This window comes from Vibrio makurazakiensis (assembly GCF_050337375.1).
GTDB lineage: Bacteria > Pseudomonadota > Gammaproteobacteria > Enterobacterales > Vibrionaceae > Vibrio > Vibrio makurazakiensis.
Map to the genome: position 1 here is coordinate 1 of NZ_JAKJSW010000034.1, position 15943 is coordinate 15943.

Here is a 15943-nt window from a genome sequence, read left to right on the forward strand (position 1 = left end):
CCGTTAACTCGGGATCCGTTGAACCTGATCAGGCTAATACCTGCGAAGGGAACAAGAGAAGATATTTAACTAGTCTTCTTCTAGTTATCCTATCATTCGATCATTACTCTATCCTGAGTAATCGATCCCTCTTGTAGCATCAATCCGCCAAGCATTTTTATCCAAATAATTAAAGGCTAATCAGCCAAGGAAAAATGCTATGTCGAGTCGTAAACAAGCAAGACTGGAAGCGAAACAGTTCATAGATTCACTGTCAGTACAGCCGTATCCAAATTCAACTAAAACCTATATTGAAGGTTCTCGCCCTGATATCCAGGTCCCCGTTCGTGAGATTTCACTAGCAGATAGCTTAGTGGGTGGAACGAAAGAAGCACCAATATTTGAACCGAATGAACCTATTCATGTTTATGATACATCAGGCTTCTACACTGATCCTAAGCATGAAATTGACCTTCACGTTGGTCTGCCAAAACTGCGAGAACAGTGGATTGAGGAGCGTAGTGACACTGAGCTATTAGATGATGTTAGCTCTGTTTACACTAAAGAACGCTTAGCGGATGAGACTCTAGATGAGCTTCGCTACGGTAACCTTCCACGTATTCGTCGCGCAAACACTGGTCATTGTGTTACTCAACTTCATTATGCTCGCCAAGGTATTATTACTCCTGAGATGGAATATATCGCTATCCGCGAGAACATGGGCCGCCAAAAGTTTGCAGATGAGCAACTGAACCATCAGCATCCTGGTCATAACTTTGGTGCCAATCTCCCTAAAGAAATTACACCTGAGTTCGTGCGTAAAGAAGTCGCAGAAGGTCGTGCGATCATTCCGTCTAATATTAACCACCCTGAATCAGAACCAATGATTATTGGTCGTAACTTTTTAGTTAAGGTGAACGCCAATATAGGTAACTCTTCAGTAAGCTCTTCTATTGAGGAAGAAGTTGAAAAGCTTGTTTGGTCGACTCGTTGGGGTGGTGATACCGTCATGGACCTTTCTACTGGTCGAAACATTCATGAGACTCGTGAATGGATTCTTCGTAACAGCCCAGTACCGATTGGCACTGTTCCTATGTATCAGGCGCTTGAAAAAGTAAACGGTGTCGCTGAAAACCTGAACTGGGAAGTGATGCGAGATACGTTAATTGAGCAAGCTGAGCAGGGGGTTGATTACTTTACGATTCATGCTGGTTTGTTATTACGTTATGTACCTATGACGGCAAAGCGAGTCACTGGCATCGTATCGCGTGGTGGGTCTATTATCGCTAAGTGGTGTCTTGCTCATCACCAAGAGAGCTTCTTATATACCCACTTCCGTGAAATCTGTGAAATCTGTGCCAAGTACGATGTTGCTCTTTCTTTAGGTGATGGTCTTAGACCTGGTTCAATTGCCGACGCGAACGACGAAGCTCAGTTTGCTGAACTGCGAACACTGGGTGAATTGACTAAAGTCGCTTGGGAATACGATGTTCAGGTGATCATTGAAGGCCCTGGTCATGTACCAATGCACATGATCAAAGAAAATATGGATGAGCAGTTAGAGCATTGTCATGAAGCGCCTTTCTATACACTTGGTCCACTGACTACGGACATCGCACCTGGCTATGATCATATAACCTCAGGCATCGGTGCCGCGATGATTGGTTGGTATGGATGTGCAATGCTGTGTTATGTGACCCCTAAGGAGCATCTAGGCTTGCCTAACAAGGAAGATGTTAAGACAGGTTTGATTACTTACAAGTTAGCAGCCCATGCTGCTGATTTAGCGAAAGGTCACCCTGGCGCGCAAATTCGTGATAATGCCTTATCAAAAGCTCGCTTTGAATTCCGTTGGGAAGACCAATTTAACCTATCTTTAGACCCAGATACAGCACGTTCATTCCATGATGAAACGCTTCCTCAGGAATCTGGGAAAGTTGCTCACTTCTGTTCTATGTGTGGCCCTAAATTCTGTTCAATGAAGATTTCTCAAGAAGTTCGTGAGTATGCGAAAGATTCTAAGCAAGTCGCAGCCGATCAAGCTATTGAAATTAAAATGTTGGATAACCCTTTAGAGGGGATGCGCCAAAAATCTCAAGAGTTCCGTGAAACAGGCTCTGAACTTTACCATCCAGCAGCACATGCAAAAGAAGCTCAGTTAGAGGACTAAGACCGTGAAAGTATTAATCCCATCTCAGTTAATCGAGATCACGGGAGAAGTACAAAACTGTTTATTGGTCGCTCAGCAACAAGGCTTCGAGATCAAAAACATTGAGTTGGGCGTAAGCCCAACTCAGTACTTTTCTATTATTGATGATAACCAGTCAATGACTGTTGGTTATCATCAATCGACATCGACCATAGGTTTAAGTAACGCGGATATCAGTGTTGATTATCTGTCAAAACAGACCTGTGATGACGTAGCGAACCGTCTTTCTTTATCACCTGAAACTATTTTTATTGGCGTTGAAAGCCAAGGCAGCCAAGTGGACATTTGGTCTCACCTTGGTTCAAACCGTGCGCTTGAAGTAAGTGCTATGTTTGCCAAAGACTTAGACCCTTCTCGTCATATGGCGTGGCTATTGACTAGTCTTGCATTGGACTTTCCGTTAGAAGATGCGCTAGTACTCGCTCGTGCAGCTTGTAGTGTTTCACGTGAAACATGGCCTAGTAATTTTAGTGTCTTTCCTACCCCGATCCTTGAGAACCCAAGTCTATCTATTCAAGTGGGATGGACGATTGATGGCAAAGCGATAGCTTTTCCCAAAATGTCTAAACCAACTCTAGGGCTATATCCGGTTGTTGATAGCGTTGACTGGATTGAGAAACTTCTAAAGCTTGGAGTTAAAACCACTCAGCTTCGAATCAAAGACTCGAAGAAAACCGACTTAGAAGAGCAGATAGAACGCTCTATTCGCCTTGGTGAAGAGTACGGTGGTCAGGTCTTTATCAATGACTATTGGCAACTAGCCATTAAGCATGGGGCTTATGGCGTTCACTTAGGGCAAGAGGACATTGAAGAGTCGAACCTGACCGCTTTGAGTAACGCTGACATCAAGTTGGGGTTATCAACACATGGTTACTATGAATTACTGCGTATTGTGCAGATAGAACCAAGCTATATAGCACTGGGTCATATATTTCCGACCACAACTAAAGATATGCCTTCTAAGCCTCAAGGGTTGGTGAGGCTAGCGCTTTATCAAAGACTAATTGATACCATTCCTTATAGTCAAACAGATATGGGTTATCCAACGGTGGCTATTGGTGGCATCGACCAATCTACCGCTCCTTTAGTGTGGGAGTGCGGCGTCTCAAGTTTAGCGGTAGTGAGAGCGATTACTTTATCTAATTCACCTAAACGTGTGATTGGCGAGTTTGAGAAAATCATGTCAAGGCCTCAAAGCGTAGCTGCTACGAAGATTGAGTTAGGGCTAGAACATGCTTGATGATAAATCCTTTCTTCGTTATCAACGACAAATTGGTTTACCTGAAGTTGGAGAGAAAGGTCAACAGGCCTTATTAAACGCTCATGTGCTGATGATCGGTTGTGGTGGCTTGGGTAGTGCTGCTGCACTTTACTTAGCTTCAGCTGGAATTGGCCGTCTTGTAGTTGTCGATGATGACACTGTTGATTCGAGTAACCTACAGAGACAAGTAGTATATCGAGAGTCTGATATTGATTCCCCAAAAGTAAGCGCCATAGCGAATCAGCTATCTGCAATTAATGGCGATTGTCAGGTAAGGCAAATACCGCATCGTTTGAGTAATGCTCAATTGGATCTAGAGGTAATGCTTGCAGACGTAGTACTAGATTGCAGTGACAACTTTTCAACGCGACAACAGGTTAATGCCGCGTGTCATAAACAAGCGACACCACTTCTTTCTGCTTCTGCTATTGGATGGCAAGGGCAGTTTATGGTTCTCGATTTTCCAAATCAGAATAATTGTTATCGTTGTGTTTATCCATTTGATCAGTCTACAGCTGCGACTAAATGTAGCGATGCTGGTGTTGTAGGGCCCGTCGTTGGAACGATGGGAAACATGCAAGCATTAGCCGCGATTCAAAAATTGGCTACAGGAAAGTTTTCTACATCTACTGAGCTACTAAAAATCTTCGATGGAAAGACCTTGAATTGGATGAACCTGACCATGGTTCAGGATCCGAGTTGCAGTGTATGTGGTGGCGATAATTCTAACCTATCTCAAGAACAGATTAAGGAAAGGGCCGAATGAGCTCCTTAACAATTAAAATTAATGAACAAACAGAAACGGTTTCGGCTGGTTCAAGTTTGGCTGACATTATTTCTTTTTTATCACTACCTGAATTAGGTTGTGTGTTTGCTATTAACAACGTGGTTGTTCCTCGTAGTGCCTGGGAACAAACAGCGGTCAACGATGGTGATTCCATTTCATTATTTCAAGCTATTGCAGGGGGCTAATCATGCTAACTATTGCTGATAAAACATTTGAATCTCGACTTTTTACTGGTACGGGTAAGTTCGCAAATAAACATTTAATGTCAGAATCTATCAAGGTGTCTGGCTCTCAACTTGCAACGATGGCGCTTAAACGTGTCGATATTCACTCTGCTCAAGACGATATATTACAGCCCATTATTGAAGCGGGAGTTAGTTTGTTACCCAATACGTCAGGCGCAAAAAACGCAAAGGATGCGGTATTTGCTGCTCACTTAGCTCGTGAAGCGCTGGGTACTAACTGGCTTAAACTTGAAATACACCCAGATCCAAAATACTTGATGCCAGATCCGATCGAGACTTTGAAAGCTGCGGAACAATTAGTAAAAGATGGTTTCGTCGTGTTGCCATATTGTCACGCTGACCCTGTGCTTTGTAAGCGACTCGAAGAAGTTGGCTGTGCCGCTGTAATGCCGCTGGGTGCGCCTATAGGTTCTAACAAGGGTCTCGCATCTATAGACTTCCTAGAAATCATTATCGATCAGGCAAATGTACCGGTTGTTGTTGATGCTGGTATAGGCGCTCCTTCACATGCAGCGCTTGCAATGGAAATGGGCGCAGATGCGGTTTTAGTTAATACCGCGATCGCAGCGTCACCGAACCCTATCGCAATGGCAAGCGCATTCAAAATGGCGGTTGAATCAGGTCGATTGGCGTATGAGTCAGGTCTAGCTGGTCAGGTGTCTCATGCAGTCGCGTCAAGCCCGCTTACATCCTTTTTAGATGTTTAGGAGTGAGCATGAGCTTTGTTCAAGAGTTTAGTCGTCTGAATTGGGATGACATTAAGCTATCGATTTACAGTAAAACGGCGAAGGATGTAGAGCGAGCGCTAACCAAACCAAAACGTGATTTGGAAGATTTCAAAGCGCTGATCTCTCCAGCTGCAGAACCTTACTTAGAGCAGATGGCACAACAGTCTTTGGCACTAACGAGGCAAAGATTTGGAAATACAATCTCGTTGTATATCCCACTGTATCTTTCAAATTTATGCGCTAATGCGTGTACGTATTGCGGCTTCTCAATGGAGAACCGAATTAAAAGACGTACTCTCGATGAACAAGAAATTTCAGCAGAAGTCGCGGCTATCAAGAAAATGAAGTTTGATAGCGTTTTGCTTGTAACAGGTGAGCATGAAACAAAAGTAGGGATGAAGTATTTTCGTCAAGCATTACCCATTATCAAAGAGCAATTCAATTACCTTGCTATGGAAGTTCAGCCTCTTGATCAAGATGAATATGCTGAACTAAAAACGCTAGGGTTAGATGCTGTAATGGTTTATCAAGAAACCTACCACCCAAGCACCTATGCTGAACACCATTTAAGAGGCAATAAAACGGATTTCGAGTATCGATTGGAAACGCCTGATCGTTTGGCAAAAGCGGGAATAGATAAGATTGGAATTGGTGCTCTTATTGGATTAGAAGAGTGGCGAACTGATTGCTTTTATGTCGCAGCACATTTGGACTATTTGGAACGTAAGTATTGGCAGACTCGTTATTCTATTTCCTTTCCGAGGTTACGACCTTGTGAGGGTGGACTGCAGCCTAAATCAATCATGTCTGATAAGCAGTTGGTGCAATTGATTTGTGCTTATCGTTTATTGAACCCTGAGGTTGAGTTGTCTCTTTCTACCCGAGAGTCTGCGACGTTCCGAGATAACGTATTGCCTTTGGGTGTAACAAGCATGTCTGCTGCCTCGAAAACTCAACCTGGTGGTTATGCTCTTGAAGAGCAGGAACTCGAGCAGTTTGAAATTAGTGATGAAAGAAGTGCGGCTAGTATCGAGTCTATGATTCGTCAGCGCGGTTTTGATCCAGTATGGAAGGACTGGCATAACGGTTATTCGGGGTAAGTTTCTGGTTAAGGCAACTTGTCATCATGATATGTTTCACGTGAAACAGTCGTGACTTTGAATCCCGCTAAACAAAAAGGCTACCGTATTGGTAGCCTTTTTATTCGCTATTACTATGAATGACTCAACGGTTCAGTTGATTTTTGTAACCACTCTAGTGCTTCGCCTTTAACAAGCGGGCTCACATCATTCCATACTTTTTGATGGTATTCGTTTAACCAWGCTAGTTCTGGGCGGGTAAGCATATCAACGTTAATGTTGCGCTTATCGATCGGGCAACGTGTTAGTGACTCGAAAGTAAGTACAGAGAAGTCACCGCTTGTTGGGAGTTCAACGACWAGCTCAAGGTTTTCAATACGGATGCCAAATTCATCGGCACGGTAATAGCCTGGCTCATTTGAAAGCACCATACCTTCAACAAGTGGTACATCGATAATCTTCTTGGAAATACTTTGCGGCCCTTCATGAACACTGAGGAAGTGACCAACACCGTGACCAGTGCCGTGGTCATAATCATAACCTTCTGCCCATAGGTGCTGACGAGCAAGAATATCCAGTTGGAAACCTCGAGTTCCTTTAGGGAATCGAGCACGGGTAATACCAATATGCCCCTTAAGCGCCAATGTGAACTGTTTAATCATCTCATCCGTTGGTTGGCCAATCGCGATAGTACGTGTGATATCTGTTGTGCCATCTAGGTACTGACCACCAGAATCGACAAGGTAAAGTGTATTCAGTTCAAGCTTACCTGGCTCTGGTTGGTTTTCATGGTTGTAGTGACACATCGCTGCATTACCGCCAGCGGCAGAAATAGTATCAAAACTAAGGTCAACCAAAGTAGGGTCTTGCTCTCTGAATGATTGTACTTTGTCTGCCAATATTGCTTCGTTGTGAAGTTTTCCTTGTGCGACCTCTGCATCTAGCCAAGACAGGAAGTTCACCATCGCTGCGCCATCACGAACGTGACATGCTTTCATACCAGAAATTTCAACATCGTTTTTCGAAGCTTTTGGCATAAGGCATGGATCAGCAGACTCAATGATTTCAGCGCCTGCATTTTGTAGAACGAGTGTATACCAAGCGTTGCTTGTGCCTGAATCTACGGTTACTCGTTTACCCGTCAGTTCCTTTAATACGGACTCAAGTTCTGATGGGTGGCGAACGGTAATGCCTTGGCCGACATGTTCTGAAAACTCAGCAGGAATACGGCTAGGATCTAAAAAGAATTCGACAGATTGGTCTGCATGAATAATTGCGTTCGATAACACAACTGGTAGTCGAGAAACATCTAGGCCGCGAATGTTCAGTAACCAACAGATCGAATCTAATTCTGTTAGTACTGCAGCATCAGCATCTTTCGCTTTGAGTAGCTCTGCGATTTTGCTGCGCTTACTTGAACAAGATTGACCAACAGATTCTGTTGCCATTAGGCGAACATCAGATACGATTGGTGCAGGGCGATCAGACCAAAGTTCGTCAATTGGGTTTGTCGATAAGGTTTTCAGCTCCAATTTATTCGCAAGTTTAGCTTGAGCACCTTTCAACCATGCCGCTGTGTGCATGCGTGGGTCGAAAGCCACTGTTGAACCTTGTGGAAGAGATTGAATTAACCAATCTAATGACGGTTCTTCAATTAGATGACGATATTCGAATACTTCACCTGGCACTTGCTTGCGTACTTGAACTGTGTAGCGGCCATCAACAAAAATAGCTGCCGTTGCTTGTGTAATAACAGCCGCACCTGCAGAACCAGTAAAACCAGTTAACCAATGAAGACGTTCATTGTGTGCAGGGACGTATTCGCCCAAGTACTCATCTTCATGTGGAATGATAACAGCATTTAGGTTGTTGACTTCAAGCCAAGCTCGAACGGCCGTTACGCGTTCAGCAGTGATATTGTGCATCTGTGTTTATCCTTATTGTTAGACGTCCTTGTTACACTCACAACACGTGATGTTGTGAAGGGACTTATGTAGGTGATTAAGCTATCGCTTTTGCTCGTTTGCTGCAAACGCTGTACGCCATTTTTATCTAAGGTGCAGGGTTTTTTCTTTGATGATATCCCGAAGCCAAGTAAGAGCTGGGTCATTCTCTCTGTCACGATGCCAAAAAAGAGTGTATGCCATTGGTGGGAATTCCATAGGCAATGGAACAACAACGAGATCGAGTTGTTTCGCGACAAGATAGGTAAAATGACTAGGGGCGGTAAACACAAAGTCGGTATAGGTGCATAGGCTTGCTGCGCTGTTAAAGTCGGGTACCGATATCGCTATATCACGTTGGTGTCCCATGTCCGCCAATTTGTAATCGAGTAACCATCGGTCATTCCCATCACAACGTACTTGCACGTGACGCTGAGCCAAATATGTTTCTAAATCCCACTTACCACTCAGCGCTGGATGATTGCGTCTCAAGACACACATCTGTGCATCACGATAGATCTCTTGCTCGCAAATATCATCGGGCGGAAGCATCGTTAGACGTGCATCATTGATGTCTATGTCTTTGCCGGTTAAGCCAATATCTAACTCACCAAGTTGAAGCTTTTTGAACGTCTGCTCTGTCCAAGCATGAGTGTTGATATTGACCTTCGGAGCTTGTCTAAAAATAGCGGGTAAGAAGTGGGGAAGTATTAAAGGGTAAACGCTCTCTACAGCGGCAATATGGAAACTGTGGTCACTGTTGTTGGGAATAAAGGCTTCAGGTTGAGTAAGAACTTCGAGGTGATTGATTAATACCTCAAGCTTAGGTTTAAGGAATAGTGCTTTAGGGGTTGGCCTAAGCCCATGAGCATTTCGTATAAATAATGGGTCATCAAATTGCTCTCTTAATTTTGCTAGAGATTTGCTGACAGCAGATTGGCTTAAACAAAGCCGGTGGGCCGTTCGTGTGACACTGAGCTCTTCAAGCAGTACTTGTAAACAAACCAATAGATTTAGATCTATTCTGGCCAACTTTTCTAGATTCATAGTACTTTTCCAAAATGGAATAATGGTAATGAGTATATGCCATTTTCATTCATATCTGTATGCCAGTATGATTGCGCCACATTCACCAAATAAGGAACATCTTGTGCCTGCCACTATGACCAATTCAAACAGTAAATTTCAGGTGGCTCTACTCGCTATGCTGGTTTTGTTTAGCCCGCTTGCGATTGATATCTATCTTCCGGCATTACCTCAGATATCAACAGCGTTTCACGTGGAACACGCTTTAGCACAAGATACAATTACATGGTTTCTGTTTGCTATGGGCGTCGGTCAGCTCTTTGCTGGACCCTTGGCAGATAAACTAGGACGTCGAACCGTTGCATTAGGGGGGATCCTCATCTATGGCGTGAGTGCTTGCTTGGCGTGGGCAGCTCAGTCAATTGAATGGATGTTGATCGCTCGGTTGCTGCAAGGCTTAGGAGCTTGTGCGACTTCTGTAGCTGCTTTTGCAACGGTTCGCGATATCTTCGGCCCTGAAAAAAGCGGCAAGATGATCAGCTACTTGAATGGCGCAATCTGTTTCATCCCTGCATTAGCGCCAATTCTTGGTAGCTGGCTGACTCAGCAGTTTGGTTGGAGAAGCAATTTTAGCTTCATGGCCGGTTTTTCTGTCGTTGTTGGACTGTTGATGTTGGTGTTCATGAAAGAGTCCAACCCAGCGACAGAGAAGCAAGCTGTGTTTAAGTTTGAACGATACTGGTCTGTAATTAGTACGCCTTCATTCTTGTTTCACGCTTCACTTTGTATGATGGCGATGGCGGTAATTCTTGCCTATGTGACTTCGGCTCCTGTCGTGCTGATGGAAAACCTTGGCTTAACTATGAACGAGTTTACGTACTGGTTTGGCTTGAATGCACTGATCAATATTATTGCCGCGTTTACCGCGCCTAAGTTCATGGATAAGTTTGGTACACATAAAGCATTGGTTATCGGGGTTGCAACCTTAGGTTTGGCTGGCGTTGTAATGTTCTTACTGGCGAGTCAGCAAACCGCGTTCGCGTTTATGCTACCAATATTTATGTCGTCAGTTGGCTTTGCGTGGATTCTTGGTGCGGCTGCGGGTAAAGCGTTAGAACCATTTGGTGACCGTGCCGGTACTGCAGCTGCGTTATTGGGTTTATTCCAAATGAGTGGTTCAGGTTTACTTGTTGGTACTATGCAGCGTTTGGGGCTAGAGCCACAGCATATGATAGCGCTTCAAATGTGGATTATTGTCCCTGCGTTATTCATTCTTTTTGCTAAGGTTGGCCGAACTTGGCATGGAGTGGCGGCTAGATCGTAATTGAAGCGTAAATATTCGAAAAGACGGTTTGCCAACCTGTTAAACAAGTGTATATTTGTCGCTCATACAATTGTTGATTTTCGCAACGGAATAATACTGTAATGTCATTAACTACCTATGAAATGGCTCGCGTCTTAGAGCAAATGGAAGATGCACCAGAAAAGGTTATGTTTGGTAAACTGCTTAGTGAATTAGGCAACCAAAGTGAAGAGCGAATTCGCAGCGCTGCAAAGCAGGTGCCGCTCGAAACATTACGCGATATTATTTATCAGTTTCAGCAAGTTGTTGAATCTCGTAAAGGCGAGCAAGTACAACAGCTCGCAAAAGAATTGCTAGCACAAGGTATCTCTGCCGAAGAGCTACAAGAGTTCTTAAATAAGTAACCGCTTAGTTTCTACAAAAAAACCACTCGAATGAGTGGTTTTTTGTGCCTGTACATACTGATGTGGTCGTTGTAGATAGGACTTTAATCAGTCTGAAAGCTTAGATTTTATCAGCTTGTCTACAGAGAAAGGTCCCGCTCCCCATACCACAACAATCAAAATCATTAATCCCCATAATTGGTGATCGTAGTAGCCTTGCTCCCAAAGTACTGGATAGGAAGCCACAGCGATAATGTTGAAGACGAATAGAACCGCTGCCATCGGGCGAGTTAAAAGACCTAACCCTAGAAATATCGGTAAGATGAGTTCTGCCGCTGTACCCATATAGGCTGCCAGTTCCCACGGCAATAAGGGAACTTGGTACTCAAGTTCAAACAAATATAGCGTGCTATCCCAAGAGGCTATCTTCACTAACCCAGAGTTAAAGAAAATCCACGCAACCCAAAGCCGACAAAATAAAAGCAGCATGGGTATAAACAACGTTTGAGCTTGCTTGACGATATTGTCGTAAGTAATGATGAGTGAGTTAATACCGTTAGTGTTCATTTTATCCTCCTTGTCATTTCTAGATAGAAAAGCCTGCGATTAAATCTAACTCAATGAGCGTGTTTAAATGAGCAAGTTGCTCGGGGGCTATTTGTTCTAATGCTTGCTGCTTCGCAATACAAAGAAGGAGTGAGTAGCAATCATCACTCAATACCTTCCGCTCGATTGACCCGCCTAACAAATGGTGAATAAACCCCGATTCCGCGTTGTTGATGTCTAAGTTATCGAGCTGGTTTAATTCAATGGCTTGCTGTAATGAAAATAAGGAATATTTAGAGCTGAATAGAATCACGTTACTTTTCAAACATAACGTTATCGAAGCTTGCTGTGCTTCGGGCACTTCACCAATTGAAGAAAGCGGTAACAGATCTTCTGGTTGTTTTGTTGCCAATTGGGAGTGTGAAGCATCACAACACCACTCAAATTGAATGGCGTCTTTAATATAAGGGGCTGCGTTTATTACTTCAGGGAAATGAGCGACGGTTTCTTCAAAAAGCACACCGTAAGTGGAGATATCACAGGATGTTGGGGGAGACAACAAAGCGTGCTTACGAGCAAGTTGTTCAAAGCATTCTTCACCGACTAGCGCTTCAGTCATTGGGTATGTGGCTTTAAGTACTTCGACCAAGCTGATGATAAAATTATTACGATAAATTTGGATACGTTGCTCTGAAGTAAAGTGGTCGCTGATCACATCGCACTTAGAGCCATCACTTAAATAACGTAATGCGATCCCAAATTCATTCTGAATATCTGCAAGGGAGGGCGTCATGATACTTTTCTCCCGGATATATCTATACCCAATAACTTTTGGCTAGCTTTGTTTGCTTCATTTAGCAGTATTGCTGGTTCCGGAATATCAAGATCCCACTCAATGAGAGTTGGGCGCTCTCCATGTTGAGCTATCCACGTATCAAACAGTTGCCACACTTCATCACTAACGGGTTTACTATGGGTATCAATCCAAATCTCTCCTTGCTCTAGCTGTTTTACTGTAAAGCCTGCCAGGTGGATTTCATCTACCTTATCTGCAGGAATGCCTTCTAAATATTGTTGAGCAGTAAAACCATGATTAAAGGCGGATACATGGACATTATTGAGATCGAGCAGTAACCGACACTCAGTTCGCTTCTGAACTTCAGTTAAAAACTCCCATTCACTGATTGTTGAATGTTTGAATTTCAAATAGCTTGATGGGTTTTCAATAAGAATAGGGCGTTTAAGATGTTCTTGTACGCTAATGACATTACGACAGAATACGTCCAGGGCTTCTTCTGTATAAGGCAATGGAAGTAAGTCATTAAAATAATGGCCGCCTGTCTGGCTCCAACTTAAGTGGTCAGAAATCAAAAAAGGTTCAATTTCGTCAGTGAGCTGTTTCAATTGATTTAGATGAGCTTGATTTACTTTTTCAACGGAACCAAGTGAGAGACCTATGCCATGACAGCTAATTTGGTATTTTTCGCGAATGGTATGTAACTGACGGCGTTCTGGAGAGTTAGGGCGGAAATAATTTTCACTATGGATCTCTAACCAGGTCAGTTGAGGTGACTCTCGGCTAAAGTAATCAAGGTGTGGAGTTCGTAGTCCTACTCCGACTTTGTTATGAAGAGGTAGTGGGTTCATACGATGCTCCTATGTGGTCATAAAGATAGGTGAGCCTTATTGGAGAGGCTCACCCCAACTTTTCCGTTATCAGGCGATTATGAAGACTGAGTATTACCACCTGCAAGCTTGCCACACAGGCCTTTAGGAACGACAACAAATGCATCGGTTTGGTTATCTTCTTTTGCAGTACCAGCACAAGAGCTTGTTTTCGTCGCACAGTCATTTTTTCCCGCTTTAGCGACGCCGTAGCATTTTTCTTTGCCGGCAGCTTCCGCTGGTGCAGAAGTAAGAACAGTCCCACCGAAGGCGATTAGGCTAGTGATAGCAGCAGTTACAGCAAGATTAGATTTTTTCATCGTCATTTCCTCTCGACATTATTTTTATACTTAGTGAACAAGTTAATTAATTGTTAAATATCAACTTGCTTATAAAAAAGGATAGGTAAACGCCTTCAAAAATTTCATTATTTTTCTGAAATTTATATATTTATGTTAGAGGTTGATGGTAAGTGGTTGATAATGTTGGCTTTAAATCTAAGATTTTTTGTGGCTATTAATCTCAACTGATGTGGCTGTTTAGGTTATAATCAACTTTTATGTATAAATACCCAGTAGTGAGCATTCCATGATCGATCCTTCGCTTTTACTCGATGGCCTCAATGATAAACAACGAGAAGCAGTTGCAGCTCCGTTAAGTAACCTTTTGATCTTAGCAGGTGCTGGTAGTGGTAAAACGCGAGTGTTGGTCCACCGAATAGCGTGGTTACAAACCGTAGAGCAGGCATCACCGTTCTCTATCATGTCAGTGACTTTCACCAATAAAGCGGCAGCAGAGATGCGTGGTCGTATCGATGAGTTGATGATGGGCAACTCGTCAGGAATGTGGAACGGTACTTTCCATGGTATTTGTCACCGTATCTTGCGTGCTCACTACCTAGATGCAAAATTACCTGAAGATTTCCAGATTATTGATTCAGACGATCAAATTCGTTTACTCCGCCGATTGATCAAAGCTCAGAATCTTGATGAGAAGCAGTGGCCTGCAAAACAGGCGTCGTGGTGGATTAATGGCAAGAAAGATGAAGGGTTACGTCCAAACCACATTGATGCTTATCACGATCCTGTTACTCAAACGTGGCTGAAGATTTATTCTGCCTATCAAGAGGCATGTGATCGTGCTGGCTTGGTCGACTTTGCGGAAATCTTGCTTAGAACTCATGAATTGCTGCGTGATAAGAAGCACATTCGTGAGCATTACCAAGCTCGCTTCAAACATATCTTGGTCGACGAATTTCAAGATACCAACAACATTCAATATGCTTGGCTGAGAATGATGGCGGGACCAGACTGTAACGTCATGATTGTAGGTGATGATGATCAGTCAATATACGGCTGGCGTGGTGCTAAGATTGAAAACATTCAAAAGTTTCTAGATGAATTTCCTGGTGCTTCGACTGTTCGTCTTGAACAGAATTACCGTTCGACTAAAACCATCCTGCAAGCATCTAACGAACTTATCTCGAATAATACAGAGCGTATGGGTAAAGAGCTGTGGACTGATGGTAACGATGGCGAGCCTATCTCAGTGTATTCTGCTTATAACGAGTTAGATGAAGCACGTTTCACGGTAAGTAAAATCAAAGAGTGGCAGGAAAAAGGTGGAGCGTTAGAAGATACCGCGATGCTTTATCGTAATAATGCCCAGTCTCGTGTTTTGGAAGAAGCCCTTATTCAAGGGGGATTGCCATATCGTATATACGGCGGCATGAGATTCTTCGAACGTCAGGAAATCAGAGATGCCTTGAGTTACATGCGCTTAATGGGCAACCGTAACGATGATGCTGCTTTTGAACGTGTGGTAAACACACCAACGCGTGGCTTGGGTGATAAGACATTAGAAACGATTCGTTTCGCTGCTCGTGACCGCGGTGCAACGATGTGGCAAGCAAGTGTGGCGTTGTTAGAAGAGCAAGTTTTAGCAGGTCGTGCTGCAGGTGCCTTGAGCCGCTTCATTGAGCTGGTTAATGCACTTGAAGATGACACTCTAGAATTACCGCTACATGAACAAACTGACCACGTGATCAAATCATCTGGCTTGTTTGCGATGTATGAGCAAGAGAAAGGCGAAAAGTCTAAAGCTCGTATTGAGAACTTGGAAGAATTGGTAACGGCAACGCGCCAGTTCGAGAAACCTGAAGAAGCGGATGAGATGAGTATGCTGACGGCATTCTTAACTCACGCGGCACTAGAAGCGGGTGAAGGGCAGGCTGATGAGTTTGATGATGCCGTTCAGTTGATGACTTTACACAGTGCGAAAGGCCTAGAGTTCCCAATGGTATTCATGGTGGGTGTGGAAGAAGGCATGTTCCCAAGCCAAATGTCTGCAGAAGAAGCTGGGCGTTTAGAGGAAGAGCGTCGCTTGTGTTATGTAGGCATGACTCGTGCGATGGAAAAGCTTTACATCACTTACGCGGRAATGCGTCGTCTGTATGGTCAAGATAAGTACCACAAGCCGTCACGCTTCATTCGTGAACTGCCTGAAACGTGTCTAGATGAAGTCCGCATGAAGGCGCAGGTAAGCCGACCAGCAAGTAGTGGTCGCTTTAGCTCTACGGCAGTTAAAGAGAACTTTAATGAAACCGGTTTTAGCTTGGGCTCTCGTGTTAAGCACCCTAAGTTCGGTGAAGGTACTATCATTAACTTCGAAGGAAGTGGCCCTCAGAGCCGAGTTCAAGTAGCATTTAATGGTGAAGGGATCAAGTGGTTAGTGACCGCTTATGCTCGCTTAGAACAGCTTTAACTATCAGGTTTCTATTGAGATATAAA

The 15943-nt window shown here is 43.7% G+C and carries 15 protein-coding genes; 9 read left to right on the top strand and 6 right to left on the bottom strand.

The annotated features are described in order from the left end of the window. Positions 1-199: 199 nt before the first annotated feature. From thiC to thiH, 6 genes are read left to right on the top strand one after another with little or no spacing between them, the layout of a single operon-like run. Complete coding sequence (gene thiC / locus L4C33_RS05715; protein ID WP_428811477.1) at positions 200-2149, top strand: phosphomethylpyrimidine synthase ThiC; 1950 nt, start codon at positions 200-202, stop codon at positions 2147-2149. A gap of 4 nt (positions 2150-2153) precedes the next feature. Then, the gene (locus L4C33_RS05720) at positions 2154-3428 is read left to right on the top strand and encodes a thiamine phosphate synthase (RefSeq protein WP_428811478.1); all 1275 of its coding nucleotides are present in this window, start codon (positions 2154-2156) and stop codon (positions 3426-3428) included. Beyond that, the gene (locus tag L4C33_RS05725) at positions 3421-4215 is read left to right on the top strand and encodes a HesA/MoeB/ThiF family protein (RefSeq protein WP_428811479.1); all 795 of its coding nucleotides are present in this window, start codon (positions 3421-3423) and stop codon (positions 4213-4215) included. Before L4C33_RS05720 ends, L4C33_RS05725 begins: the two co-directional genes overlap by 8 nt. Beyond that, entirely contained in the window at positions 4212-4421 is a 210-nt protein-coding gene (gene thiS / locus L4C33_RS05730; protein WP_428811480.1) for a sulfur carrier protein ThiS, read from the top strand. Before L4C33_RS05725 ends, thiS begins: the two co-directional genes overlap by 4 nt. A 2-nt stretch (positions 4422-4423) precedes the next feature. Then, complete coding sequence (locus L4C33_RS05735) at positions 4424-5188, top strand: thiazole synthase (protein WP_428811481.1); 765 nt, start codon at positions 4424-4426, stop codon at positions 5186-5188. A gap of 8 nt (positions 5189-5196) precedes the next feature. After that, positions 5197-6309: a 2-iminoacetate synthase ThiH gene (thiH, locus tag L4C33_RS05740; RefSeq protein ID WP_428811482.1), complete on the top strand. Its 1113-nt coding sequence runs from the start codon at positions 5197-5199 to the stop codon at positions 6307-6309. Between the two features lie 113 nt (positions 6310-6422). Here thiH and L4C33_RS05745 read toward each other — a convergent pair whose 3' ends face one another. Further along, complete coding sequence (locus L4C33_RS05745; protein ID WP_428811483.1) at positions 6423-8213, bottom strand: aminopeptidase P family protein; 1791 nt, start codon at positions 8211-8213, stop codon at positions 6423-6425. Positions 8214-8336: 123 nt separating this feature from the next. Continuing rightward, on the bottom strand, positions 8337-9278 hold the full coding sequence (locus L4C33_RS05750) for a LysR family transcriptional regulator (RefSeq protein WP_428811484.1): 942 nt from the start codon (positions 9276-9278) through the stop codon (positions 8337-8339). 115 nt (positions 9279-9393) lie between these two features. Between L4C33_RS05750 and L4C33_RS05755 the strand changes: the two genes are divergently transcribed. Both L4C33_RS05755 and tsrA read left to right on the top strand, forming a co-directional pair. Beyond that, on the top strand, positions 9394-10581 hold the full coding sequence (locus L4C33_RS05755) for a multidrug effflux MFS transporter (protein ID WP_428811506.1): 1188 nt from the start codon (positions 9394-9396) through the stop codon (positions 10579-10581). Between the two features lie 101 nt (positions 10582-10682). Continuing rightward, positions 10683-10964: an H-NS-like global regulator TsrA gene (gene tsrA, locus L4C33_RS05760; protein ID WP_428811485.1), complete on the top strand. Its 282-nt coding sequence runs from the start codon at positions 10683-10685 to the stop codon at positions 10962-10964. Between the two features lie 87 nt (positions 10965-11051). On the opposite strand, the gene L4C33_RS05765 is transcribed toward tsrA, so the two are convergent. From L4C33_RS05765 to L4C33_RS05780, 4 genes are all read right to left on the bottom strand, one after another. Beyond that, positions 11052-11510 (bottom strand): DoxX family protein, encoded by a 459-nt coding sequence (locus L4C33_RS05765; protein ID WP_428811486.1) that lies wholly within the window; start codon positions 11508-11510, stop codon positions 11052-11054. A 19-nt stretch (positions 11511-11529) separates the two neighbouring features. Beyond that, on the bottom strand, positions 11530-12282 hold the full coding sequence (locus tag L4C33_RS05770; protein WP_428811487.1) for an HvfC/BufC N-terminal domain-containing protein: 753 nt from the start codon (positions 12280-12282) through the stop codon (positions 11530-11532). Beyond that, a complete protein-coding gene (gene bufB / locus L4C33_RS05775) occupies positions 12279-13136 on the bottom strand; it encodes an MNIO family bufferin maturase (RefSeq protein ID WP_428811488.1) in 858 nt (285 codons plus the stop codon). The genes L4C33_RS05770 and bufB overlap by 4 nt, the downstream gene beginning before the upstream one ends. Before the next feature lie 77 nt (positions 13137-13213). Further along, a complete protein-coding gene (locus L4C33_RS05780; RefSeq protein ID WP_428811489.1) occupies positions 13214-13474 on the bottom strand; it encodes a BufA1 family periplasmic bufferin-type metallophore in 261 nt (86 codons plus the stop codon). A gap of 268 nt (positions 13475-13742) precedes the next feature. Between L4C33_RS05780 and uvrD the strand changes: the two genes are divergently transcribed. Beyond that, complete coding sequence (gene uvrD, locus L4C33_RS05785) at positions 13743-15917, top strand: DNA helicase II (RefSeq protein ID WP_428811490.1); 2175 nt, start codon at positions 13743-13745, stop codon at positions 15915-15917. Positions 15918-15943: the final 26 nt, after the last annotated feature.

What these genes read in the sequence shown, in the direction of transcription:
- L4C33_RS05780 (WP_428811489.1), bottom strand. Translation starts at nt 13,474, where the DNA reads ATGAAAAAATCTAATCTTGCTGTAACTGCTGCTATCACTAGCCTAATC.
- tsrA (WP_428811485.1), top strand. Translation starts at nt 10,683, where the DNA reads ATGTCATTAACTACCTATGAAATGGCTCGCGTCTTAGAGCAAATGGAA.
- thiS (WP_428811480.1), top strand. Translation starts at nt 4,212, where the DNA reads ATGAGCTCCTTAACAATTAAAATTAATGAACAAACAGAAACGGTTTCG.
- thiH (WP_428811482.1), top strand. Translation starts at nt 5,197, where the DNA reads ATGAGCTTTGTTCAAGAGTTTAGTCGTCTGAATTGGGATGACATTAAG.
- L4C33_RS05725 (WP_428811479.1), top strand. Translation starts at nt 3,421, where the DNA reads ATGCTTGATGATAAATCCTTTCTTCGTTATCAACGACAAATTGGTTTA.
- thiC (WP_428811477.1), top strand. Translation starts at nt 200, where the DNA reads ATGTCGAGTCGTAAACAAGCAAGACTGGAAGCGAAACAGTTCATAGAT.
- L4C33_RS05755 (WP_428811506.1), top strand. Translation starts at nt 9,394, where the DNA reads ATGACCAATTCAAACAGTAAATTTCAGGTGGCTCTACTCGCTATGCTG.
- bufB (WP_428811488.1), bottom strand. Translation starts at nt 13,136, where the DNA reads ATGAACCCACTACCTCTTCATAACAAAGTCGGAGTAGGACTACGAACT.
- L4C33_RS05765 (WP_428811486.1), bottom strand. Translation starts at nt 11,510, where the DNA reads ATGAACACTAACGGTATTAACTCACTCATCATTACTTACGACAATATC.
- L4C33_RS05750 (WP_428811484.1), bottom strand. Translation starts at nt 9,278, where the DNA reads ATGAATCTAGAAAAGTTGGCCAGAATAGATCTAAATCTATTGGTTTGT.
- L4C33_RS05770 (WP_428811487.1), bottom strand. Translation starts at nt 12,282, where the DNA reads ATGACGCCCTCCCTTGCAGATATTCAGAATGAATTTGGGATCGCATTA.
- L4C33_RS05735 (WP_428811481.1), top strand. Translation starts at nt 4,424, where the DNA reads ATGCTAACTATTGCTGATAAAACATTTGAATCTCGACTTTTTACTGGT.